General features: G+C 65.9%; 15 protein-coding genes. 6 read left to right on the plus strand and 9 right to left on the minus strand.

Annotated features, from left to right (window positions below; translation table 11 throughout):
• Positions 1 to 74: 74 nt before the first annotated feature.
• The 7 genes from FFS18_RS08540 to FFS18_RS08570 all read right to left on the minus strand — a co-directional run bounded on the left by FFS18_RS08540 (position 75) and on the right by FFS18_RS08570 (position 9137).
• Positions 75 to 794 carry a class I SAM-dependent methyltransferase gene (locus FFS18_RS08540; protein WP_137870452.1) on the minus strand — a complete coding sequence of 240 codons (720 nt, stop codon included), beginning with the start codon at positions 792 to 794 and terminating at the stop codon, positions 75 to 77.
• Positions 791 to 1918, minus strand: a complete 1128-nt coding sequence (gene prfB, locus FFS18_RS08545; protein WP_120217988.1) for a peptide chain release factor 2 — start codon at positions 1916 to 1918, stop codon at positions 791 to 793. The genes FFS18_RS08540 and prfB overlap by 4 nt, the downstream gene beginning before the upstream one ends.
• Positions 1919 to 1990: 72 nt before the next feature.
• Entirely contained in the window at positions 1991 to 4507 is a 2517-nt protein-coding gene (locus FFS18_RS08550) for a penicillin-binding protein 1A (protein WP_137870453.1), read from the minus strand.
• 62 nt (positions 4508 to 4569) lie between these two features.
• A complete protein-coding gene (locus FFS18_RS08555) occupies positions 4570 to 5202 on the minus strand; it encodes a TetR/AcrR family transcriptional regulator (RefSeq protein WP_137870454.1) in 633 nt (210 codons plus the stop codon).
• Positions 5199 to 6347, minus strand: a complete 1149-nt coding sequence (locus FFS18_RS08560; RefSeq protein WP_137870455.1) for a DSD1 family PLP-dependent enzyme — start codon at positions 6345 to 6347, stop codon at positions 5199 to 5201. The genes FFS18_RS08555 and FFS18_RS08560 overlap by 4 nt, the downstream gene beginning before the upstream one ends.
• Positions 6344 to 7597, minus strand: a complete 1254-nt coding sequence (locus tag FFS18_RS08565; RefSeq protein WP_137870456.1) for a D-arabinono-1,4-lactone oxidase — start codon at positions 7595 to 7597, stop codon at positions 6344 to 6346. Before FFS18_RS08565 ends, FFS18_RS08560 begins: the two co-directional genes overlap by 4 nt.
• Positions 7598 to 7874: 277 nt before the next feature.
• Positions 7875 to 9137, minus strand: a complete 1263-nt coding sequence (locus tag FFS18_RS08570; RefSeq protein ID WP_120217983.1) for an N-acetylmuramoyl-L-alanine amidase — start codon at positions 9135 to 9137, stop codon at positions 7875 to 7877.
• Between the two features lie 607 nt (positions 9138 to 9744).
• Here FFS18_RS08570 and FFS18_RS08575 point away from each other — a divergent pair.
• The 6 genes from FFS18_RS08575 (at position 9745) to FFS18_RS08600 (ending at position 21309) form a co-directional block, all read left to right on the plus strand.
• Positions 9745 to 12393 (plus strand): Rne/Rng family ribonuclease, encoded by a 2649-nt coding sequence (locus FFS18_RS08575; protein WP_171005265.1) that lies wholly within the window; start codon positions 9745 to 9747, stop codon positions 12391 to 12393.
• Between the two features lie 149 nt (positions 12394 to 12542).
• On the plus strand, positions 12543 to 13946 hold the full coding sequence (locus FFS18_RS08580) for a M48 family metalloprotease (RefSeq protein WP_120217982.1): 1404 nt from the start codon (positions 12543 to 12545) through the stop codon (positions 13944 to 13946).
• Positions 13947 to 14001: 55 nt separating this feature from the next.
• The gene (locus FFS18_RS08585; RefSeq protein WP_137870457.1) at positions 14002 to 15606 is read left to right on the plus strand and encodes a DsbA family protein; all 1605 of its coding nucleotides are present in this window, start codon (positions 14002 to 14004) and stop codon (positions 15604 to 15606) included.
• 11 nt (positions 15607 to 15617) lie between these two features.
• Complete coding sequence (locus tag FFS18_RS08590) at positions 15618 to 17432, plus strand: tetratricopeptide repeat-containing sulfotransferase family protein (protein ID WP_137870458.1); 1815 nt, start codon at positions 15618 to 15620, stop codon at positions 17430 to 17432.
• Positions 17433 to 17573: 141 nt separating this feature from the next.
• Positions 17574 to 19958 carry a TonB-dependent receptor gene (locus FFS18_RS08595; protein ID WP_137870459.1) on the plus strand — a complete coding sequence of 795 codons (2385 nt, stop codon included), beginning with the start codon at positions 17574 to 17576 and terminating at the stop codon, positions 19956 to 19958.
• Positions 19959 to 19962: 4 nt separating this feature from the next.
• Entirely contained in the window at positions 19963 to 21309 is a 1347-nt protein-coding gene (locus FFS18_RS08600; protein ID WP_120217978.1) for an APC family permease, read from the plus strand.
• Here FFS18_RS08600 and FFS18_RS08605 read toward each other — a convergent pair.
• Together FFS18_RS08605 and FFS18_RS08610 are read right to left on the minus strand one after the other, a co-directional pair.
• On the minus strand, positions 21271 to 22875 hold the full coding sequence (locus FFS18_RS08605; RefSeq protein ID WP_137870460.1) for a phytoene desaturase family protein: 1605 nt from the start codon (positions 22873 to 22875) through the stop codon (positions 21271 to 21273). The genes FFS18_RS08600 and FFS18_RS08605 overlap by 39 nt on opposite strands.
• A complete protein-coding gene (locus tag FFS18_RS08610; protein ID WP_137870461.1) occupies positions 22872 to 24038 on the minus strand; it encodes an aromatic ring-hydroxylating oxygenase subunit alpha in 1167 nt (388 codons plus the stop codon). Before FFS18_RS08610 ends, FFS18_RS08605 begins: the two co-directional genes overlap by 4 nt.
• Positions 24039 to 24065: the final 27 nt, after the last annotated feature.

Genomic DNA, 24065 nt, shown 5'->3' on the forward strand with positions numbered 1-24065 from the left:
CAGCGCAAATGCCCCTCCGTCAGCGCTTCGCGCTGCCACCTCCCCACGCCTTTGGCGCAAGGAGGATCAAGCGGTCACGGATTATCGCACACCGTGATCGCATCGGGCTCGGGGCGTTTCCCTTCAGGTACGAAGCGCGCCAGATAGCCCCCGGCATGCTGCTTGTCGTCATAGGACACCAGCTTGTACCCGACCGCCTCGAACTCGCAGACGAGCAGGCGGAAGGGCGTGCCATGGTCGGCGATCGGGCGGTCGCCGTCGACGACGATCACCTGCCCGCCCGCGCGCAATGCCGGGCGTAGCCGCCAGAGAAAGGCGTAGGGCTCGCCAATCTCATGATACATATGGACCATGAACACGCGGTCGAAGCTGGCGGCGGGCAGCCGCGGGTCGTCGACCGCGCCGAGTTTGAGCGAGACATTGTCGAGCCGTTCGCGCGCGACGCGGTCGGCAAGCCGTTCGATCACGTCGGGGATGATGTCCTGCGCCAGCACGCGACCGCCCGCGCCGACGCGCTGCGCCAGCCGCACGGTATAATAGCCATCGCCCGCGCCGATGTCGGCCACGGTCATCCCGGGACGGACATCGGCCGAGTCCATGACATCCTCGGCTTCGTTGACGCGGTCGCGCGCTTCCTCGGTCGACCATTTGGTCGATACGGTCGGCGCCACCGGGCGGTCGGCGGGCGGAAACTCGCGCGCCGTCATGGCGCGGTCGCCGCTATCGTCCCATGGCGCATCGCAGCCGCCGAGCAGCGGCAAGAGTGCGAGCAGGACGACAGCGCGGCGGATCAATCGATGTCCTCCACCTCGACCTTTTCGCCCGTGACCTTTTGCGACAGCGCCGCCGCCATGAACGGGTCGAGCGCCCCGTCGAGCACGTCGCCGGGCGCGGTCGAGGTGACCCCGGTGCGCAGATCCTTGACCAGCTGATAGGGCTGGAGGACGTAGGAGCGGATCTGGTGGCCCCAGCCGATCTCGGTCTTCGCCTGATATTCGCCCGATGCCGCGGCCTCGCGCTTTTGCAGCTCGGCCTCATACATCCGCGCTTTCAGCATCCCCATCGCGGTCGCGCGGTTCTTGTGCTGCGAGCGGTCGTTCTGGCTCGCAACGACGATGCCCGTCGGAATATGCGTGATGCGCACCGCCGAATCGGTGGTGTTGACGTGCTGGCCGCCCGCGCCCGAGGCGCGGTAGGTGTCGATCTTGAGGTCACTCTCGTTGATCTCGATGTCGATATTGTCGTCGATGACCGGATAGACCCAGACGCTCGAAAAGCTGGTGTGGCGCCGCGCCGAACTGTCGTAGGGCGAAATGCGGACGAGGCGGTGGACGCCGCTTTCGGTCTTCGCATAGCCATAGGCATTCTCGCCCTTGACGAGCATCGTCGCCGACTTGATCCCCGCCTGCTCGCCCGCCTGATATTCGACGAGCTCGACCTTCATCCGGCGCTTTTCGGCCCAGCGGCTGTACATGCGCTGGAGCATTTCGGCCCAGTCCTGGCTCTCGGTCCCGCCCGCGCCGGCATGGACTTCGATATAGCAGTCGTTGCCGTCGGCCTCGCCCGCAAGCAGCGCCTTGATCTTGTCCTCTTCAGCCCGTTCGGCAAGCGCGGCGAGCGACGCCACCGCCTCGTCGACCATCGCCTCGTCGCCTTCCATCTCGGCAAGCTCGATCAGCTCGGCGGTATCGGCGCATTCGGTCTCGATCGCGCGCGTCGCGGTGATTGCCTCGTCGAGCCGGCGGCGTTCGCGCATCACATCCTGCGCCGCCTTAGCATCGTTCCACAGCGTCGGGTCCTCGACCTTGGCATTGAGTTCGTCGAGCCGCCGCACCGCGCGGTCCCAGTCGAGAAAACGGCGTAGCAGCGCCAATGCGGCGCCAATCTTGTCGATATGATCCTGCGCTTCGGCGCGCATGTCCTTGCTCCTGAAATATGTTGGTTTCGCCCTTACGGCCTCAAAGGTCGAAGGGGAAGCGAGCCCGCAGCGTCAGATAATGCCGCCACGATCCTCCAGAAAATCGCTGTCGCTACGTCGGCCGTTACCCTGCTGCACGGGCGCGTCCTGACGCCGCGGGGTCCTTGCCGGCTTGATTTCTTCTTCGCGGATCGTCCGGCGCGGTTCGCTTTCGGGTTTGAACGCTTCCCAGATGATCGACGCCTTGGGGTCGGTGCCCGGCCAGCTGCCATAGACGCGGCGCCCCGACTGGCGATCGATGCGCACCATCCGCACGCCCTTGGGCGCGGCGAACGGAATCGGCTGGCGGTCGGCGAGCGCCGCAAGCGCGAAATCCTTGAAGATCGGCGCCGCATAGCTGCCGCCCTGCGCATAGCCGCCCATGCTGCGCGGCTGGTCGAAGCCGATATACATGCCCGCGATCACGTCGGGGGTACCGCCGACGAACCACACGTCGTTCGGCCCCGTCGTCGTGCCGGTCTTGCCGAACAAGGGCACGTTGAGGTCGCGCAGCCGCACCGCGGTCCCGCGCTGGACAACACCCTCGAGCATGTGGACGACCTGATAGGCGGTCATCGGGTCCATCAGCTGCTTGCCCGACTTGGCAAAGCGCGGCATCGGACGCCCGTCCCAATCCTTCTTGTTACAGCCTTCGCACGGCTTCCAATTGGCCGGGAAAATCACCTTGCCGCGGCGGTCCTGCGCATAGTCGATCACCCGCGGCTTGAGTTCGCGGCCATGGTTGGCGAGCATTGCATAGGCGTTGGTGATCTTTTCCACCGTCGTCGATCCGGCGCCGAGCGCGGTCGACAGATAGGGTTCGTGCTTGCCGATTCCCATCGTCTGGATCGTCTCGACGATCGGCTCCATGCCGATCTGGCTCGCGGCCTTGACGGTCATCAGGTTGCGCGACTGTTCGAGCCCCCAGCGCATCGTATGTTCGCCGCTGCCGCCCGAACCGCCGAAGTTGCGGAAGCATTTATTGCCGAAACGCGCGCCCTGATAGACGCAGAACGGCCCGTCGACGATCATCGTCGCGGGGGTCATGCCATTGTCGAGCGCGGCGGCATAGACGAACGGCTTGATCGTCGACCCCGGCTGGCGTTCGGCCTGCGTCGCCCGGTTGAATGGCGACAGCTTGACGTCGAAACCGCCCTGCATCGCATAGATGCGGCCCGAATGCGGGCTTTCGACGATCATGCCGCCTGACACTTCGGGAATGTTGCGCAGCGCGTAGGCCGACCCGCCGGTCGACTTGACGACGATCAGGTCGCCGGGGCGCATCGCCGAAAAAGCGCTGCCGCCCGTCTTGCGATAGCCCATGGTCGCGGCGCTGGCGGGCAGCGTGCCGGTGTCGCCATTGGCAAAGCCGATCTGCGCCGCCGCCGCCGATTTCGACAGCACCGCGGCGACGCGCCAATTGTCGTAATCGATCCCGATAAAGCTCGATGCGAGGCGGCTCTGCCACTGGTCGTCGGCCTCGATCCGGGCGATCGGCCCCGACCAGCCCTTGCCCGCGTCGTAGCGTTGAAGCCCCTTGCGCAGCGCCATCGTGGCGCCTGCCTGCATCTTGCCGTCATAGGGCGTGCGGACCCAGAGGCCGCCGGCATAGACGCTGAGCGGGCCGTCGTCGGCGGTTTCGCCGAACTGGGCGATCAGCTGGCGCCGCACCTCTTCCATATAATAGCCGCCGACCTGCGCGATCGCGGTGTTGCCGCTGTTGGTCAGGCCAAGCGGCATCGCGCGCGCCGCGTCGCGCTGCGCCGCGGTGATCCAGCCATTGTCCTCCATCGACCCAAGCACGAAATTGCGCCGCGCCAGCGCTTCGCGCTCGAAGCGGGTGCGCCCATATTTTTCGGGCGCCTTGGGCAGGATCGCAAGAAACGCCATCTCGTGGAGCTGGAGCTGGTCGACATCCTTGTCGAAATAGGCGCGGCTTGCCGCCTGCACCCCGAAGCTGCGGCGACCGAGCGGGATTTCGTTGAGGTACAGTTCGAGGATCTGTTCCTTGGTCAGCGCATCCTCGATCCGCATCGCGAGGATCGCCTCGCGCACCTTGCGGCGATAGCTGAGTTCGTTGGTGAGCAGCAGATTCTTCGCCACCTGCTGGGTGATCGTCGAAGCGCCGACCGGGCGACCGCTGTTGGTGAGGTTGGTGACGATCGCCGAAGCGATGCCCGGATAGTCGATGCCGCCGTGGCTGAAGAAGGTCTTGTCCTCGGCGGCCAGGAAGGACCGCACCAAAAGCTGCGGATATTCGCTATATTCCAGCTGCACCCGCCGGTCGCGGGCATAGGCATGCACCGGCTTGCCTTCGCCGTCGCGGACCATCGTCGGCAGCGCCGGTTCATAGTCGCGCAGCTGGTCGACCGACGGCAGATCGCGCGCGAAGATCGCCCAGATCAGCGCGATCCCCAGCAAACCGGCGAGCGCCAGATAGCCAAGCCAGCGGAACCAGCGCCGCGTCCACATGTCGCGAAACCAGCCAATCACCGCGTTACTATCGCGGTGAAGACGCAAGCGGAAATGGGACGTGCTGTCGGCGACCATAGGGCCAAGCCTCTAAAGCGTGGATCGCCGAAAGGGAAGCATGCTTGCGGCGTGGCGCTATTCTATTGCCCGCCGCCAGGCGGAGGAGGACCGGCCAGGTCGAGCAGCGCGAAACGCAGCATCGCGGCCACGTCGGCCAGCACTGCCACCCGTGCAACGCGGTCTTCTTCGTACAGCATTTCGTCGGCGGCAAAGCCGAGCTCGACCGCCAGCCGGAGCCGCGACCACAGCCGCTGTCGGTCGGGGGCCGCCAGATGCGCGGCGCAGGCGTCGGCCAGCCGGTCGGTCACATGCCGGTGCGATTCGAGCCGGACATGGACGAGCCGCGGCGAGGCGTGGAGCGCGCGCAAGATCCACACCGCGCCCGGCTCGGCGCGCGTCACGGCGGCATTGTCCGCGAGCAGGTCGCCGATATGGTCAGCCATCGCCGCGATCCCGGCGGGCGCGTGCCGCGCCAGCCAGGTCTCCAGCACCGCATTCTGCCGCTCCATCAAGCGGCGCCCGAGCGCCTCGAGCACCGCATATTTGTCGCTGAAATAGCGGTAGAGCGCGGGCGGCGTCAGCCCGGCGCGCGCGGCGATCATATTGGTCGAAATCCGTTCGATCCCGACCTCGGCCAACAATTCGCCCGCGACGTCGAGCAGGCGGGCGCGGGTCAGGTGCGCACGATCCTGTCGCGGCGGGGCAGCGATCATCGCGCCCGGCCGCGCGCGCTGACCGGCCAGATGTCGGTCAGCGTATCGCCCGCGACGACATGGTAGCTGTCGTAGAGATTCACCGTGGGATCGCAGTGCGGCACGGTCAGGCTGACCGGATCGCCGGGGGCGAGCTCAGCACCGATGCCCGGCGCGATCAGCGCCGCATGCTCGTCGCCCATGAAGGCAAAGAAGGCGGTTTCGGGCGCGCCGCGCTGAACCACCGCGACGCCGCCGTCGGTCGAAAGCGATTTATACCCGGCATCGATGGTCACCAGCCCGTCATGATTGGCGCTGACCACCCGGGCATCGACCGACAGCGAAACCGCGAATGGCGATTCGCCGCCCGCGCCGGTCAGGTCGCAGTCGAGATATTGTTTGTCCATAAACACATAGCTGCCCGCCTGGAGTTCGGTGAACACACCAAGTTCCAGGTCGATGCGGTGGGTTCCAGTCCCCGATCCGGTGACGATGGCCGGCGCAAAGCCCGCATCGGTCAAGGCCGCGATCACCGTCTGCAGATAGGCGGTGCGCTCGACGATCGCGGCGCGGCGATCAGCAAAGCTTTCGATATGCTGCTGCGACCCGCAATAAAATTGTACCCCGCGATAGGCGAGGTTCGGTGCGGCGGCGATGATCCGCGCCAGGGCGACGGCGGCATCGGCCGACGCGACGCCGGTGCGCGCGATGCCAGGGTCGATGTCGATGATCACGTCGAGCCGCGCGCTTGCCGCGGCGAGCGCGGCATCGATGCGCGTCGCGACGCCCGGATGGTCGACTACTGCCATCAGCCCTTCGGTGCGGCTCGCGAGCGCCGCGAGCCGGTCGATCGCGCGCGGCGCCGCAACCGGTGAGGTGATGAGGATGCCCGTCACCCCGCCGTCGCTCAATGCCTCGGCCTCGCCGATCTTGGCGCAGCAGATGCCGACCGCCCCCGCACCGATCTGCCGCTTGGCGATTTCAACGCTCTTGTGGGTCTTGGCGTGGGGGCGCAAGGCAACACCCTTGTCTGCGGTCAGCGCCGCCATCGCCGCGATATTGCGGTCGAGCGCATCGGCATCGAGCACCAGCACCGGGGTGTTGAGGTCGGCGCGAGACCCTTGCTGGCCGATCAGATGCGCGTGGAGATCGCGGTCGGTTGTCATGCGAACAGGCTTTCCAGATGCGGGTTGAGGAATTTTCCGCCGGGGTCGGCGGCGCGGCGGACCGCGGCATAGCGCCCCGCCATCGGATAGAGCGCCGCGACATCGGCGCGGGTCAGCGTGTGGCGTTTGGCCCAATGGGGACGCCCGCCATGGCCGCGAAAGATCGTCTCGGCCTCGGCGAACAGGTTTCGCCACGGCATTTTGGCATATTGATGCATCGAGATCGCCGCGACCGGCCCCGCGTTCATCGGGCTCATCCAGATGTCGTCTTCGGCGACGGTGCGAAATTCGAACGGAAAGGTGACCGGCAGGCGCTTGCGGCGAATCCACCCCACGACTTCAAAGAGCGTGTCGAGCCCCGCCGCGCGCGGCATTTCATATTCCATTTCCTCGAACCGGATCGTGCGGTCGGATGGAAAGACCAGGTGCGCGGGCCCGCGGCGGCGCCCCGAAATGCCGCTTTTCATCATCAGCCGCTGGAGCGAGGGGGTCAGGAAGGGCAGCCGCGCCGCGATGTCCAAGATACGGCGAAAACTCGCCTCCTCCATATCGGTCGTCGTCGGCGGCGGGTCGCATGGATCGCACGGATCGAGCGTTTTCAGGATCACATCGTCGCTGTGCGGAAAGAACCAGAATTCGACGTGGCGGTGTTGCTGCGCCAGATCGTCGTAGCTTTCGCGGATTTCGGCCCAACGGCGCTTTTCGATCCGCTCCGACAAGTGAAAGGCCGTGACGACCGCGACCTCGATCTCGGTCGCCACTCCGAACAACCCGAGCGACAGCCGCTGTGCCTGAAAGAGGTCGGGGTTGGTGGTCGCATCGCACCAATGCGCCGCGCCATCGGCGCCGATCAGCCGGAAGCCGCGCGCAAAGGTGGCGAGCGAGCCGAGTTCGACCCCGGTCCCGTGCGTCCCGGTCGCCATCGCCCCCGCGAGCGACTGCGGATTGACGTCGCCCTGGTTGGCGAGCGCCAGCCCTTCATCCCACAAGGCCGCGGTCAGGCGCCGGATGCTCCAGCCCGCCGGGATGCGCGCGCTCTGGCGGTCCGGGGAGATGTGCATATCGCCCGCCAGATCGTCGAGACTGACGATCAGTTCGTCCGATTCGCAAAGCGGCATGAAACTGTGTCCGGCGCCGGTGACGCGCACCTTGTGCGCGCTGCGGATCAGCGCGGCGAGTTCGTCTTCGCTATGCGGACGGGCAATTTGCGCGGGTGCGGTGACGCTGCCCGACCAGTTGCTCCAGCTCATAACTCTCTCCCGCCATCGGCATGGAAGCTGGATTCGGGAGAAAAGTTAGTCAAGACTATATTTATAAGTCCGACGACCGCTGGCGAACGGATAGCGGACATTTCTTCTCCCCTCCCGCAGGCGGGAGGGGTCGGGGGTGGGCAGCGACGGTGAGAAAGCCCACCCCGCTGCGACTAACGAACAAGTTGTAAGTCTCGCTGCCCCTCCCGCAGGCGGGAGGGAAAATTAGTTCACGATGCGAACGGCCGCGCGCCGACCCAAACGCAACGTCCGGCCCTCAGCGCGCCGCGATCTGCCGCGCGAAATGGATCTGGACCGCATCGCGCACCCCGCGCGCGACCTTCTTCTGTCCCGCCGCCGACGCCAGAAACTCGGCGTCCTCCTTGTTCGAGATGAAGCCGGTTTCGAACAGCACCGACGGCGTGTCGGGCGCTTTCAGCACCACGAACGAGGCAAAGCGGTGCGCGTTGGTGCGGAATTTGATCGCTTCGCCCGCTTCGCGCTGGAGCAGGCGAGCAAAATCGGAGGCAACATTCATCGTCTCGCGCTGGGTCAGGTCAATCAGGATCGACGATACGTCGCCGCTGTGCGCGCCAAGATCGACGCCGTTGATGACATTCGCCTTGTTCTCGCGCGCCGCTAGCCGCGCGGCCTCGCGGTCGGAGGCGACTTCGGACAAGGTGTAGATCGACGCGCCATTGGCGGCCTGATTTTCGGCGGCGTCGGCGTGGATCGAGATGAACAGGTCGGCTTTCAGCCGCCGCGCAATACCAAAGCGTTCCTCGAGCACCAGATACCGGTCGTCGCCGCGCGTCAGCGCCACGCGAACGCGGCCCGACGCGAGCAGATCGTCACGGATCGCGCGCGCTAGCGCCAGCGTGATGTCCTTTTCGCGCTTGCCGCTGTGCGGGCTGATAGCGCCGGGATCATGCCCGCCATGACCGGCGTCGATCACCACCAGCGGCAGGCGGCTGTTATTCGGCCCCTCGATCCGCGGCAACGCCACGCTGGGTTTGGGTTTGCCGATCGGGACGCTGACGCTGTAGCGCTTTTCAGGCGGCTTGGCCCGAAATCCGGCCGGCGGTTGCAATTCGGTGCGTGGGCCGCGCGATACGCGTGCGAATTCGTCGGCGGACACCGGGCGGAGGTGAAAGGTCAGGCTGCGGCCGTCGGCAGCGAAGCGCGCGCCCGTCACCACCGCGGGACGCGCAAGGTCGAGCACGATGCGGGCGGTCCCGGCGTCCTTCTGGCCCTGTCGCACCGCGCGGACCAGCCCCGCTCCTTGCGTCGAACGACCTGGCTGCGCGCCCGCGATGTCGAGCGCGATGCGGTCGGGACCGGCCAGCAAAAAGGTCGAGGCACCCGCCACCAGATCGTCAAAGCGCAGCGTCACGTCCGAATCGCCGATTTCAACCGCACCGACCGACCCCGCCAGCGCCGCTGCCGGGTTCATCATCATCGCGATCAGGACGAACAGCAGGCTCATGACGCTTTTATGCCGCCGCCCGCGCGCGCTGGTCCAGTGCTTATTCGAAAACATGTGGCCCCCAGCCATGGAATGTCGTGAACCCGGCATTAGCCATTGGGGGTCAAACCCCCGTCAACCGGCAGGGTTAACCGGCAATTCAGCATATGTTGGGCCTCCGCGGGACTTGCACGCGCGCGCCTGCGTCCCATCTTTCTGCCCGGCCGCTGTTGCCGTCGGCCCGTGCCGATGCTAGCACAGCGCCACTGACGGTGTCGTTCCCGGTGCCGTCCGGCCTTTTGAGGGGAAGGCCTGCTCCGCAAAAACTGCGGAACATGGCCGCCTTGGCGCCGGATATGCGGGGATCGGCAACCTGCCGTCAGTCCACCCGGTTGACCGGACAGTCGGGGCGATCGCCACACGCACGCCCTGCCTGCCCGCTCAACACCGTAAACAGGTTGATGCCGCATGAGGCTTGCCATGCCCTCTTTCTATCCCGACGCGGGCCTTTGCGCCCCGGTCGTCGCCGGATGGAACGACTGCATGCGCGTCCACGATCGGACGCAGGCCACGCGCAGCAATAACGTCTTTTGTCTTTCCACCCTTTTCCGCCGCGACCGTCCCTCGAGGAGGGCCGCGGGAATTTTTGATGGCGCGCCGAGGCGCGCTTGGAGTGTAACTAATGACCACGCGCATGTTGATCGACGCGCGGCACCGGGAAGAAACCCGGGTCGCCGTCACCAAGGGAAACCGCATCGAGGAGTTTGATTTCGAGTCCGCCGAGCACAAGCAGCTCAAGGGCAATATCTATCTGGCCAAGGTAACCCGTGTCGAACCGTCGCTGCAGGCGGCGTTCGTCGAATATGGCGGCAATCGCCACGGCTTCCTTGCCTTCAGCGAAATCCACCCCGATTATTACCAGATTCCGAAGGAAGACCGCGACGCGCTGCTGCGCGAAGAGGCCGAACATGCCGCCGCCGCCGCGCAGCGCGCCGAGGACGACCTCGATGAGCTGGAAGGCGATGTTGCCGACGTCGAATATCATGACGACGAAAATGGCGACGCCCCCGCGCCGGAAACCATCGGCGAAGGGGCCGATGACGATAGCGACGACGGCGCGGAAAATGGCGACGGCGAAGAGGGCGACGAAGGCGGCGATGCCGCAGACGACACCGAGGGCAAGGATGGCCGCGGCGACCGCAAGCGCCGTGGGCGCGACGGGCGCAAGGGCGGCCGCGGCCGCGGGCGTGGCCGCCGCAACGACGACGAGGAAGGCGAAAGCCGGATGTCGCTGCGCCGCCGCTACAAGATCCAGGACGTCATCCGTCGCCGTCAGGTGATGCTGGTGCAGGTCGTCAAGGAAGAACGCGGCAACAAGGGCGCCGCGCTCACCACCTATCTGTCGCTCGCCGGCCGCTATTGCGTGCTGATGCCGAACACGATGCACGGCGGCGGGATCAGCCGCAAGATTTCGAACGGCGCCGATCGCCGCAAGCTGAAGGCGATGATCGACGAGCTCAACCTGCCGCCGACGATGGGCTGCATCGTCCGCACCGCCGGGATGAGCCGCACCAAGGTCGAGATCAAGCGCGACTTTGATTATCTCGCCCGCCTGTGGGACGAAATTCGCGAGAAGACGCTGGCGTCGAGCGCCCCGGCGCTGGTCCATTCGGACAGCGACCTCGTCAAGCGCGCGATCCGCGACATCTATCACAAGGACATCGAGGAAGTGCTCGTCGAAGGCGACGAGGGCTATAAGGCCGCCAAGCAGTTCATGAAGCTGCTGATGCCGAGCCACGCCCGGCGCGTGAAACAATATGCCGACCCGGTGTCGCTCTATCAGCGTTACGGCGTCGAGGATCAGCTGGCGGGGATGCTCAATCCCGTCGTGCAGCTGAAATCCGGCGGTTACCTGGTGATCAACCCGACCGAGGCGCTGGTGTCGATCGACATCAACTCGGGCCGGTCGACGCGCGAGCATAATATCGAGCAGACCGCGCTCAACACCAACCTCGAAGCCGCGCATGAAATCGCCCGCCAGCTGCGCCTGCGCGACATGGCCGGGCTCGTCGTGATCGACTTCATCGACATGGATCATGGCTCGAACGTCCGCAAGGTCGAGCGCGCGATGAAGGACGCGCTGAAGAATGATCGCGCGCGCATCCAGGTCGGGCGTATTTCGGGTTTCGGCCTGATGGAAATGAGCCGCCAGCGGCTGCGCACCGGCGTGCTCGAAGCATCGACGCGCCCCTGCCCGCATTGCGAAGGCACCGGCCTCGTTCGCACCGCCTCGTCGGCGGGCCTCAGCGCGCTGCGCCTGATCGAAGAGGAGGCCGCGCGCGGCAAGGGCAGCCGCATCACCCTGCGCGCCAGCCAGGAAGCGACCTTCTACCTGCTCAACGAAAAGCGCCGCGAACTGCGCGACATCGAAGAACTTTACGGCGTCACCGTCGAAATCCTGCCCGACGGCGAGACCGAGGGCGCGCGGATGGCGGTCGAGGTCAGCGGCCCGCCGCCGGTCGCCCGCCGCAGCTTTGCCCCGATCGCGCCGATCGAGGATGACGACGACGACATCCCCGAGGACGAGGATGACGAAGCCGAGGACGAGGCCGCGGACGAACGCCCCGCGCGCTCGCGCGATCGCGAGGAAGGCGAAGGCGACGGTGAAGGCCGCAAGCGTCGCCGTCGGCGTCGCCGTGGCCGCCGCGGTCGCCGCGACGAGGAAGGCAATGAAATTGCCGACGGCAGCGACGACGGCGAAGCCCGTGATGGCGACGCCGAGGGCGACGACAATGGTGAAGCCGAGAGCGAGAGCGACGCGGCACCCGCAGAGGCGACCGCCGAAACCGACGCCGACACGGCCGACGCCAAGCCGCGCCGCCGCCGGGGCGGACGCGGACGCAAAAAGGCCGACGCGGCTGATGCCGCCGACGAAGCGGTAGTCACCGACGAACCCGCTGCGCCGGTCGAAGCCGAGGTAACCGAACCGGTCGCCGAGGAAGCCCCGGCAGCCGAGGAAAAGCCGAAGCGCAAGCGCGCACCGCGCAAGACCAAGGCCGCCGCAGCCGCGGAGGCCGCCGAGGCTGCCGAAGCGGCGCCCGAAGCGGTTGAACCGGAGCCTGTCGCCGAAACCGAAACCGAAGCCGAACCCGCCAAGCCCGCGCCGAAGAAGCGCGCCAGCCGCGCGAAAAAGGCGGTCGCCGCCGAAGCGGCGCCCGAGGCCGCGGCAACGCGCGAGGCTGAACCGGTCGCGGCCGATGCCGAAGACAATGGTGTCGGCCCCGACGGCGAACCGCGCCGCGGCTGGTGGCAGCGCACCTTCGGCAACTGATTGCGCCAACGCGTCTCATGAGATCGTCATCCCGGTACCGGCCGGGATGACGATTAAACGCCATGCAGCTTGCATCTCGCGCGCTGCCCCCCAATAGTCGTCACATGGCTTCAGTTGCGGTTCAGGCGTACAACGCAAGACAGTCGGCGATGACAGTCCCCCCGCCGCGAACCGCGCTGCGGGCGCATCGATCGCGCCCGCTTTTCCGCATCCTCCTGACCCTGCTCGCCATGCTGGCGGTCGCGATGCGCCCGGCGATGGCGCAGTCGATCCTGCGCGACGCCGAAACCGAGGCGCTGTTTCAGGACATGATGGACCCGCTGCTCGTCGCGGCAGGGCTGCAACCGGGGCAGGTGCGCGTCCACCTGCTCGGCGATCGCAGCATCAATGCCTTCGTTGCGGGCAGCCAGGATGTATATGTCTTTGCGGGTCTGATCGAGGCCGCCGACACCGCCGAAGAGGTGCAGGGCGTGCTCGCGCACGAGCTCGGCCATGTCATCGGCGGCCATGCGATTCGCGTCAACGAAGGCGCAAAGGCGGCAACCGGGATTTCGCTGCTCAGCCTGCTGCTCGGTGCCGCGGCGATCGCGGCGGGGGCGGGCGAGGCCGGCATGGGGGTGATGATGGCGGGGCAGCAGGCCGCGCTCGGCAAGTTCCTGGCGTTCAGCCGCGTCCAGGAATCGACCGCTGACGCTGCCGGCGCGCAATATCTGTCCAAGGCGGGGATCAGCGGGCGCGGCAGCCTGGCATTCTTCAAGAAATTACAGAATCTGGAATTCCGCTATGCGGTCAAGCAGGACGACGATCAGGCCTATGGCCGCACCCACCCGATGTCAGGCGACCGCATCCAGACGCTGCGCGAGGTCTATGTCATCGATCCGGCGTGGGCGAAGCCCGCCGACCCGGTGATCGAAAAACGGTTCCAGCGCATCAAGGCCAAGCTGTCGGGCTATATGACCGACCCCGACCGGACGCTGCGCAAATTCCCCGAAACCAATACGACCATTCCGGCACGCTACGCCCGCGCCTATGCCTGGCACCGCAGCGCCTATCCGCAAAAGGCGCTGTCAGAGGTCGACGCATTGCTCAAGACCGATCCGAACGACCCCTATTTCCTCGAACTCGAAGGGCAGGTGCTGCTCGAATCCGGGCGTCCGAAGGAGGCCATTCCCGCGCTGCGCAAGGCGGTGACGCTGTCGCGGTCGCAGCCGCTGATCAGCGCCACGCTGGGGCATGCGTTGATCGCGACCGAAGACCCGGCCAATTTCGCCGAGGCCGAACAGGTGCTGAAAACTGCGGTCGCGCTCGACAACCAGAACCCCTTTGCCTGGTATCAGCTGGGGATTGTTTACGCGAACAAGGGCGATCAGGCGCGCGCCGCGCTCGCCTCGGCGGAACGCTATACGTTGCAGGGTGGACAGGCGTCGCTGGCGCTGCGTAATGCCGAAATGGCGATGCAGGGTTTGGCGCAGAATACGCCCGACTGGATCCGTGCACAGGATATTGCGCTGGTTGCGCGCGCCGAGGTGGAACAAGAGCGCAAACGACGCTAGATTCGCCAGCAATTTGCGGGGACGCATCGCCAAAATCGATGCATAAGGGCAACAAGTGACTGACAATAAAGACGAATATTACCAGCCGTGGCTGCGCGATGCGGAGCCGACCCCGACGGCCGCGCCGCGGCCGCCGGTCGGCGCAGACGACGGGCTGGCGAAGCCGCGCGACATCCCGCCGGTCGGCATCGACCTTTCGCGCTACGCCGCCGACGCACCCGCCCCGCGCAAACCCGTCGTTACCTCGGCCCAGGTCAAGGCCGGTGCCGCAGGTGTCTGGCAGGCGCTGCGCGCCGGAGCCGACGCCTTTGCCGACTGGACGATCCGCGTCGGCGACCGCGCCGACATTCCGGCGCGCGTCGAAGCGATGGAGATTCCCCGGCGCACGCGCGACCTCACCGCCAGGACCGGCGCGCTGACGGCCAGGGCGGCGCGCGCGATCGGGCGCGGGTCGGCGCAGGCGGGCCGCGCCACCGCGCGGGCCAGCGGCGCAGCGTGGGACAAGTTGGCGCTCGGCGACAAGGCCCGGAAGCTGTCGAGCGACGCGGGCCGCGGGCTCGGCGAGGTCGCGGACCGCACGAAGGCCGGCGTCGGCCAGATCGCCAAGGCGGGAAGCGAAAGCATCCGGGGCAGCATCGGCGAAGCCGCGACAAAGCTGCGCCCGAGCCCGCGCGAAGAGCTGACGCCGCCGCCCTCGGGCCTGGAGCAATTGCTCGCCCGCGAGGAAGCCGCGGCGCGCGCCAAAGACCAGTCGGCACCCGACCTGCCGCTGTTCGCGGGCGAAGCGGCACGCGCGCCCGTATCGGTGGCGACGGCGATGGCCGAAGGCGACGATCGATCGCCAATGGTCGCGCCGCCAGCAAGGAAGCCGACGGCGACCAGGCCGATGGCCGCGCCGCGCTTGCCACAAATCGGGGGGATGGGGATGGACGGCGGATCGACACGGATCTGGGGCATCGCGCTTGGCGGGCTGTTACTGCTTGCCGCCACATTCTGGCTCGGCGGCCGCTTCGGCGGCGGGATGAGCAAGAGCGAGGTCGAGGGCGTAGTCGCCGATTACATCAAGGCGAACCCGCAGATCATTCCCGAGGCATTGGAAGCACAGCGCAACAGCGAAATCGCCAAGGCGATCGACGTCGTCCGTCCGGCGCTGGAAAAACCCTATGCCGGGGCGTGGGCGGGCAATGCCGACGGCGATGTGACGCTGGTCGTGTTCACCGATTATGCCTGCGGTTTCTGCCGTGCGAGCGTGCCCGACGTCGACCGGCTGATCCGCGAAGACAAAAGGCTGAAAGTCGTGTTCCGTGAACTGCCGATCATCGCGCCGCAGAGCCGCGATGCCGCGATCATGGCGCTCGCCGCGGCGCGCCAGGGCAAATATGACGCGTTCCACCACGCGATGTTTGCGGCGAGCTCGCTCGACAAGGCCGCGATTGCCGCCGCCGCCGCCAAGGTCGGGGTCGTTACCGACGGCACCGCCGACGCGACCGCGAACGAGGCTTTGTTCCAGCGCGAGATCGACAGCAACCTTGCGATCGCCACCCAGCTGCAACTGAACGCCACCCCGACGTGGATCGTCGGCGACCAGCTGTTTCAGGGGCAGATCGGCTACGACGCATTGAAGCAGGCGATCGCCAAGGCCCGCGCGGCCCAGAGCTGACGACGACGGGCATGGCGACGGTCACCCATGATGCCGCGATCGCCAATGCGCGCCGTCTGCTGGTCGCCGAACCCGCAAGCGCGCTGGCGCAGGCGCAGGCGATCATCGAGGCGGTGCCGACATCCGCGGCCGCGCACCGGCTGGCCGCCCAGGCGCTGCGCGCGCTGGATCGGGTGGGCGAAGCCCAAGCCGCGTCGCTTGCGGCGGTCGGCGCCACAATCCACGATGAAGCGATGGTCGATGCGGCGCTGGCGCTTGCCGACAACCGACTGCCCGATGCCGAAGCGGCGCTCCGCCAGCGGCTGCGCGAGGATGCGACCGATGTCGCCGCAATCCGGATGCTGGCCGAGGTCGCGGGGCGGATCGGGCGCTATGGCGATGCCGAAAAATTGCTCAACCGGGCGCTCGAGCTGGCACCGGGTTTCGGCGCCGCGCGCGCCAATCTCGCCACCGTCTATTACAAGCAGAACCGCTATGCCGAAGCGGCGGAAACGCTCGATGCGGTGCTGGGCGAGGATCCCGACAATCCGGCGCATGCCAATCTGAAGGCCGCGGCGCTGGGCCGGATCGGCGGCTATGACGAAGCGATCGCACTTTACGAACAACTGACCCGGCGCTTTCCGGATCATGCCAAGCTGTGGATGAGCTATGGCCATATGCTCAAGACCGTCGGGCGGCAGGACGACAGCATCGCCGCCTATCGCCACGCACTGGCGATCGATCCGGGGCTGGGCGAGCTCTGGTGGAGCCTCGCCAATCTCAAGACGATCCGCTTCGGCGCCGATGATCGGACTGCGATGGAGGCGGCGCTCGCCGCGATCGATACGCGCGACGCCGGGCGCGACGACGACCGACTGCACCTGCACTTCGCGCTCGGCAAAGCCTATGACGACGCGGGCGAGGCGGAACCCGCATTTCGCCACTATGCCGCGGGCAATGCGATCCGCGCCGCCCAGCTGGGCTATGACGCCGCCGACACCAGCGCGATCGTCGATGCCGCGATCGCGACCTGCACCGCCGATTTTTTCGTCGCCCGCGCCGATATGGGCGATCCCGCGCCCGACCCGATCTTCATCCTTGGCATGCCGCGCGCCGGATCGACGCTGATCGAGCAGATATTGGCCAGCCATTCGGCCATCGAGGGCACGATGGAGCTGCCCGACATCCCCGCGCTGGCGCTGGGGCTGGGGCGCGAGACGCAGGGCGAAGGGCGGCATTGGGTTGCCGCGCTCGCCGACGCGCCGCCCGAGCGGCTGGCCGAAATGGGCGCGGCCTTCCTTCGCCGCACCGCGGTGCAGCGCAAGACCGGCAAGCCCTTCTATATCGACAAATTGCCGAACAACTGGCGCTATGTCCCGCTGATCCGCCTGATCCTGCCGCGTGCAAAGATCATCGATGCGCGGCGGCACCCGCTCGACTGTTGCTGGTCCAATTTCCGCCAGCATTATGCCAAGGGACAGGCGTTCAGTTACGACCTCGCCGACATGGGCTCCTATTACCGCGATTATGTCCGGCTGATGGCGCATATCGACGCGGTGCAGCCGGGCTGTGTCCACCGGGTGATCCACGAAGCGTTGCTCGACGACCCGGAGGCCGAAGTCCGCGCGATGCTGGGCTATCTCGGCCTGCCGTTCGAGGAGGCGTGCATGGCGTTCCACGCCAATGCGCGCGCGGTCCGCACCGCATCGAGCGAGCAGGTTCGCCGCCCGATCAATCGCGACGGGGTCGATCAGTGGCGCCCCTATGACGGCTGGCTCGCCCCGCTAAAGGCCGCCCTCGGGCCGGTCCTCGGCGCCTATCCGGCTCCGCCGCTCGGCTTCGACTGAGCGCGCGAGCAAATTCGTTGCCTTTTGGCAACAGCAAGCGACATTTTCGACCAACGACGCACCGGGTCAGCGAACAAGGCTTGCGCTCTTGCTGCGCTGCGTCATGTTCGCGTCATACAGCTGTCATTTGAGGGGGGTCTCATGGTCAAGTTCTCAGCCGGTCTGGTACGGAGCAGCGCGCTGCTGCTCACCGGGACCATCCTGTGCACGTCGGGCGCGGCGTTGGCGCAGGAAGCGGCAATAGACGACGATCGCGACATTGTCGTCACCGCGTCGAAACGCGAGCAGAATTTGCAGGATGTGCCGCTGGCGATCACCGCGATCGGCACTGAGCGGCTCGACGAGCTGCAGGTCAAGGAATTCCAGGATGTCGTCAAATTCCTGCCGTCGGTGACAATCCAGACCGCGGGTCCGGGTTTTGCGCAGGTCTATTTCCGCGGCGTCGCCTCGGGCGAGAACGCCAACCACTCGGCCTCACTGCCGACGGTCGGCACCTATCTCGACGAAATGCCGATCACCACGATCCAGGGTGCGCTCGACATCCACGCCTATGACCTGGCGCGCGTCGAGGCGCTCGCCGGGCCGCAGGGCACGCTCTATGGCGCCAGTTCGATGGCGGGCACGATCCGCCTGATCACCAACCAGCCCGATACCAGCGGCACCTATGGCTCGATGGGCCTTGAGCTCAACACGGTGTCCAAGGGCGGCATCGGCGGGGTTGCCGAAGGCTTTGTCAACGCCGCGCTGGGCGAAAAGGCGGCGCTGCGCCTTGTCGGCTGGTACCGCCATGACGCGGGCTATATCGACAATATCGCGGGCAGCCGCACCTATGCGACGAGCGGTATCACCCAGTCGAACGCCAATCTGGTGGAAAAAGACTATAATGACGTCGATACCTATGGCGCGCGTCTGGCGCTGGGCATCGAACTCGACGACGACTGGACGATCCGCCCGAACCTGATGGGCCAGATCCAGAAGGCGAACGGCAGCTTTACGCAGGAGCGGTCGAGCGCGGTCACCGGTAAGCTGCAGACGGTGCAATATAACCCCGAGCGCGGCGACGACAAATGGATCCAGGCCGCGATGACGATCGAGGGCAAGATCGGCAGCTGGGACCTCACGGTCACCGGCGGGCATATGCGCCGCAAGACCGAGACCGAAAGCGACTATTCGGACTACGCCTATTTCTATGACGCGCTCTATGGTTATGGCGCCTATTTCACCGACAATAACGGCGATCCGGTCAACCCGAACCAATATATTCAGGGCATCGACCGCTATAAGCGCAGCTTCGCCGAAATCCGCGTCGCCTCTCCGGCCGACGCGCGTATCCGCTTCATCGGCGGCCTGTTCTGGCAGCGCCAGTCGCACAATATCGAGCAGAATTACATCATCGACAACATTGGTGACGCGATCACGGTCACCGGCACCGACAGCAATATCTGGCTGACCAAACAGCTGCGCATCGACCGCGACTATGCCGCGTTCGGCGAGATCAGCTTCGACATCACCGACCAGTTGACGCTGACCGGCGGCGGCCGCGTCTATAAGTTCGATAACAGCCTCGTCGGCTTTTTCGGCTATTCGGCAGGGTACAGCAGCCGCACGGGCGAAGCGGCGTGCTTTGCCCCGACGATCATCACGGGTTCGCCCTGCACCAACCTCGACAAGAGCACGAGCGACACCGACTTCATCCACAAGCTGAACCTGAACTACAAGGTCAACGACGACGTGATGCTGTACGGCACCTGGTCGCGCGGTTTCCGCCCGGGCGGGATCAATCGCCGCGGGACGCTCGATCCCTACGGGCCTGACACGCTCGACAATTATGAATTCGGTTGGAAAACGTCGTTCGGCCCGGTCCGTTTCAACGGCGCCGTGTATCAGGAGGATTGGAACAACATCCAGCTGTCGTTCCTGGGCGCCAACGGCCTCACCGAAATCCGCAACGCCGGCATCGCCCGGATCCGCGGTATCGAAGCCGACCTCAACTATCGTGCCGGCGGCTTTACGCTGAACCTCGGCGCCAGTTACAACGACGCGACGATCCGCCGCGATTTTTGCCGCATCGCCAATGCGACGTTCGATTGCACGATCAACCCGCCGGGTCAGACCAACGCGCTGCTCGCCCCGGCCGGTTCGCGCCTGCCCGTTACCGCCAAATTCAAGGGTAATGCCATCGCGCGGTACGAATTCCCGATCGGCGGCATGGACGGGCATTTCCAGTTCGCGGTCAACCATATCGGCAAACGCCGGTCCGACCTGCGTCCGTTCGAAAACGACATCGTCGGCAATTTCAAGGCCTATACCACCGCCGACATCAGCTTTGGCGTCAAGGGCGAAGGCTGGGATGCCGAGCTGTTCGCGACCAACTTGTTCAACAGCAATGGCGTGATCAACAGCGCGGTCCAGTGCGGCGAGTCGATCTGCGGCGACCCCGGCGGGGTCAGCAGCACCGGCGGCGTCTTTTACGACAATATCGTGCGTCCGCGCCTGATCGGGATCAAGGTCAGCAAGGATTTCTGACCGGGTGACCGCCAGCGTGACCAACGACGAAAGGCCGAGCCAAAAGCTCGGCCTTTTGATGTGCGTCGCGCTCGGCATGGGCAATATGATCGGAGCGGGGGTGTTCCTCCTGCCCCGCGATCTGGCGCCGCTCGGCTGGAACGCGGTCATCGGCTGGGGGGTGTCGATTGCGGGGACGCTCTGCTTGGCGGTCGCGTTCGCGCGGCTCGCAAAAAGGCTGCCGCGGGGCTGCGCGACTTACACCTACGCCGCCGCCGCCTTTGGTCCCGGCACCGGCTTCATCGTCGCATGGAGTTATTGGATCAGTTGCTGGACCGTCGTCGCGACGCTCGCCGTGGCAGCGATCAGCAACTTGTCGATCCTGATGCCATCCCTGGGCAACGCCGGAGCGGGGACGGCGGTGATCGCAATCGCGTTCATCTGGATTTTCACGCTGATCAATTTGATGGGGGTGCGCCGCGCCGGCGGAGCACAGTTGCTGACCCTCGGGCTCAAACTGATTCCGGTGGTCGGCGCAGTTATCGTCGCGCTGTGGCTGCTCGGCACCGGCGACGCGCCGACCGCGACGATGGTCGGCACCAAGCCCGTCAATATCGGCAATATCGGTACCGCCGCAACGCTGACGCTGTTCGCGCTGCTCGGGTTCGAGAGCGCCTGCATCGTCGGCGACCGCGTCCGCGACCCCGAACGAACGGTGCCGCGCGCAACGCTGATCGCCGCGGCGGCGACGGGGCTGCTTTATCTGCTGTCATGTACGACGGTGACCTTGCTGTTACCGCTCGCGACGCTCGAGGGCTCGAACGCCGCCTATGCGACCTTTTTCAGTGCGCTCGTCAGCCCGTCGGCGGGGCAAGCCGTCGCGCTGTTCGCCGCGGTTGCGGCGCTCGGAGCGCTCAATGGCTTCGTGCTGCTGCAAGGCGAAATCCCGCGCGACCTCGCGCATCGCGGACTGCTGCCCGCCGCCTTTGCCAAGGACAATCGTTTCGCGGTGCCTTGGGTAACGCAGATCGTGTCGAGCACACTCGCCAGCATTGTCGTCTATGCCAATTATTCGCGCGGTCTGGCCGAATTGTTCAAATTCATGGTGCTGGTGACCACCTCGACCGCGATCATCTTTTACATCGTCGGCGCGCTCGCCGCGCTGAAGCTCGAGCATGAAGGCGCGATCAAGGCGTCACCGACCTTTGTGACGCTCACCCTCCTGGGCTTCCTTTATAGCTGCTGGGCCTTTTACGGTGCCGGGTTGGACGCGAGCCTGTGGAGCATCGGGCTGACTGCCGCCGGGCTGCCGATCTATCTCGCGATGCGGCGATCAGGCCCAGCGGGGCGCGAACCAGCCGCGATCGCGTAGGATCACCTGCGCCGCATTGTGCCCTGGCGCGCCGGTAACGCCGCCGCCGGGGTGGGTGCCCGCGCCACACATGTAGAGGTTCTTCACCGGCCCGCGATAGGCGCCGTTGCCGAGCACCGGGCGCGCCGACGATAGCTGGTCGAGGCTCATATTGCCGTGCATGATGTCGCCGCCGACGAGGCCGAACTTGCGTTCGAGCCCCTTGGGGCTGAGGATCTGGCGGCCGACGATCGAGGCGCGGAAGCCGGGGGCGTGCGCTTCGACGGTATCGATGATGCAGTCGGCGGCGGCGCCCTCTTCGGCGTCCCAATCGCGACCATCCGGCAGCTCGGGCGCAAATTGCTGGCAGAACAGGCTGGCGACATGCTGGCCGGGAGGGGCAAGGCTGTCATCGACGGTCGAAGGAATGAGCATTTCGACGATCGGTTTCTTCGACCAGCCATGTTCCTTCGCGTCGAGGAACGCCTTGTCCATATAGTCGAGCGTCGGGGCGATGATGATCCCCGACTGATGATGCTCGCCCGGTTCGGGCAGGCAGGTGAATCTGGGTAGCTCGCTGAGCGCGACATTCATGCGGAACGTCCCGCTGCCCGCCTTGAATGCCTTGATCCGGCGGCGGAATTCGGGGGCGATGTCGGCTTCGTCGAACAGGCGTTCGTAGAGCAGTTTCGGGCCAACATTGGCGATGACGCGCGCCGCCGCGATTTCCTCGCCGCCGACCAACTTGACGCCGACCGCCTTGCCGCCGTCGACAAGCACCCGCGATACGGGGCTTTCGAGGCTGATCTCGACGCCCAGCTGGGTGCAGACCTTCGCCATCATCTGGGTGATCGCGCCCATCCCGCCGACGCTGTGTCCCCACGCGCCCTTTTTGCCATTCACCTCGCCAAAGACGTGGTGGAGCAGGACATAGGCGCTGCCCGGCGTGTCGGGGCTGGCGTAGTTGCCGACGACGGCATCGAAGCCGAACGCCGCCTTGACCGCCTCGCTTTCGAACCAGCTGTCGAGGAAGGTGCGCGCCGATTTGGTGAAGAGTTCGAGCACGTCGCGCTGCTGCGACAGGTTGAGCTTGGTCAGCCCGCGCCCCTGCCGCGCTGCATCGATCAGGGTCTTGAAGCCGTCGCCGACATTGGGAGGCGATTTGAGCGCGAGGTCGCGGAGGACATCGGCAACCCCCTCCAGCATGTCATAATATTCGGGAAGGCGCGCCGCGTCATGCGCCGAGAAGCGCGCAAATTCCTTTTGCGTGCGCTCCAGCCCGCCGCCGAGCTTCAGGTAACCGCCATCTTCCTGCGGCAGGAAGTTGCTGATCGGCCGCTCGATCACGCGATAGCCATGATCGGCGAGCTTCATGTCGGCGATCACCTTGGGCTGAAGCAGGCTGACCGTGTAGCTGGCGACCGAATTGCGGAAGCCCGGTGTGAACTCCTCGGTCACCGCGGCGCCGCCGACGACGTCGCGCGCTTCGACGATCCGCACCTTCAGCCCTGCCCGCGCGAGATAGAAGGCACAGACAAGGCCGTTGTGGCCGGCGCCGATGATGAGGGCGTCGTAAGATTTCGTCATGCTTTGCTCCATCCCGCACGCGGGGCTTGTTCGAGGCGGGATTCGGGGATCAGGTCGCGCATCCGGGCGCAGAAATGCTTGAGGCACACTTCCTTGTCGCTGAGCGGCCCCATGGTGAAACTCTGCGAGGCCATCCCCTGCTGGACGCGGGTGATGAGCAACGTGTCCTCGGCATTGACCTGGCGGTTGATCCGCCAGTTCAGGTAGCGCGCCGCCTTCATTTCGCGGCGCGCATCGGGGAGGACGTAGCTGATTTCGCGGATCAGGCAGCTGGTCGGGCCGGTCGGCAGCCATTGCATGAAATCGACCTGGTCGGGGTAGATGTCGAAGGCCACGTTGGGCCACAGCTTGAAATAGAGCCAGTGGCGCTGGTTCGCTTGCGGCAGATGCGGGACCGGCGGCAGCAGCCGCTGGTACATGTGTTCGGACCAGTTGACCGATGGCCGGTCGATCAAATCGCCCCACATCCGATCAACATGATCCGTCGCCTCGACCCCATAGCTTTTGCCAAACAGCCGGGTCAGGCCGGGGTGCGCGACTGGGATGTGGAGGCCGTCGGAATAATTGTCGCCGACATTTTTCCAGTTCACCTCGCGCGGGCGGAGCGTGACACGGCCGAGCGCGCCGAGGTCCTCGAAGCGATAGGGCGCGACCTGCTCCTCATAGGGCGCCATCATCGTGGCGACCGTAGGGCCGCCATCGTCGGTCAGGCGCACAAACCAGAAGCCGCGCCATTGTTCCAGATCGACCTGCACGAGGGACGCCTTGCCCTTGTCGAGGGTGGGATAGCTGGCGCTGTCGGGGACGCCGGTCAGGCGGCCGTCGAGGTCGTAGGTCCAGGCGTGATAGGGGCAGACGAGCTTTTTTGCGCAGCCCGCGCTGCCGTCGACCAAGCGCGAGCCGCGGTGGCGGCAGACGTTGGTGAAGGCGCGGACGATGCGGTCGGCGCCGCGCACGACGATCACGCTTTCGCCGCAATAATCGATGCTGTGCCAGTCGCCCGCGTTCGGAATGTCGCTATCGTGGCATACGACCTGCCAGCTGGGGCGGAAGATTCGCTCCATTTCGGCGGCGTAGAAATCGGGGTCGCTGTAGGTCCAGGCCGGGAGCGACCAGCCGTCGAGGTCGTCGATGTTGTCCAAAGTGTCGCGCAGCGTTGCCATGAATCGATCCTTGTTGTACAAACGTAT

This window comes from Sphingopyxis sp. 2PD (genome assembly GCF_005503695.1).
GTDB lineage: Bacteria > Pseudomonadota > Alphaproteobacteria > Sphingomonadales > Sphingomonadaceae > Sphingopyxis.

Coding starts and splice junctions, on each gene's coding strand:
- prfB (WP_120217988.1), bottom strand. CDS start 1,918: ATGCGCGCCGAAGCGCAGGATCATATCGACAAGATTGGCGCCGCATTG.
- FFS18_RS08550 (WP_137870453.1), bottom strand. CDS start 4,507: ATGGTCGCCGACAGCACGTCCCATTTCCGCTTGCGTCTTCACCGCGAT.
- FFS18_RS08555 (WP_137870454.1), bottom strand. CDS start 5,202: ATGATCGCTGCCCCGCCGCGACAGGATCGTGCGCACCTGACCCGCGCC.
- FFS18_RS08560 (WP_137870455.1), bottom strand. CDS start 6,347: ATGACAACCGACCGCGATCTCCACGCGCATCTGATCGGCCAGCAAGGG.
- FFS18_RS08565 (WP_137870456.1), bottom strand. CDS start 7,597: ATGAGCTGGAGCAACTGGTCGGGCAGCGTCACCGCACCCGCGCAAATT.
- FFS18_RS08570 (WP_120217983.1), bottom strand. CDS start 9,137: ATGTTTTCGAATAAGCACTGGACCAGCGCGCGCGGGCGGCGGCATAAA.
- FFS18_RS08575 (WP_171005265.1), top strand. CDS start 9,745: ATGACCACGCGCATGTTGATCGACGCGCGGCACCGGGAAGAAACCCGG.
- FFS18_RS08580 (WP_120217982.1), top strand. CDS start 12,543: ATGACAGTCCCCCCGCCGCGAACCGCGCTGCGGGCGCATCGATCGCGC.
- FFS18_RS08590 (WP_137870458.1), top strand. CDS start 15,618: ATGGCGACGGTCACCCATGATGCCGCGATCGCCAATGCGCGCCGTCTG.
- FFS18_RS08595 (WP_137870459.1), top strand. CDS start 17,574: ATGGTCAAGTTCTCAGCCGGTCTGGTACGGAGCAGCGCGCTGCTGCTC.
- FFS18_RS08605 (WP_137870460.1), bottom strand. CDS start 22,875: ATGACGAAATCTTACGACGCCCTCATCATCGGCGCCGGCCACAACGGC.
- FFS18_RS08610 (WP_137870461.1), bottom strand. CDS start 24,038: ATGGCAACGCTGCGCGACACTTTGGACAACATCGACGACCTCGACGGC.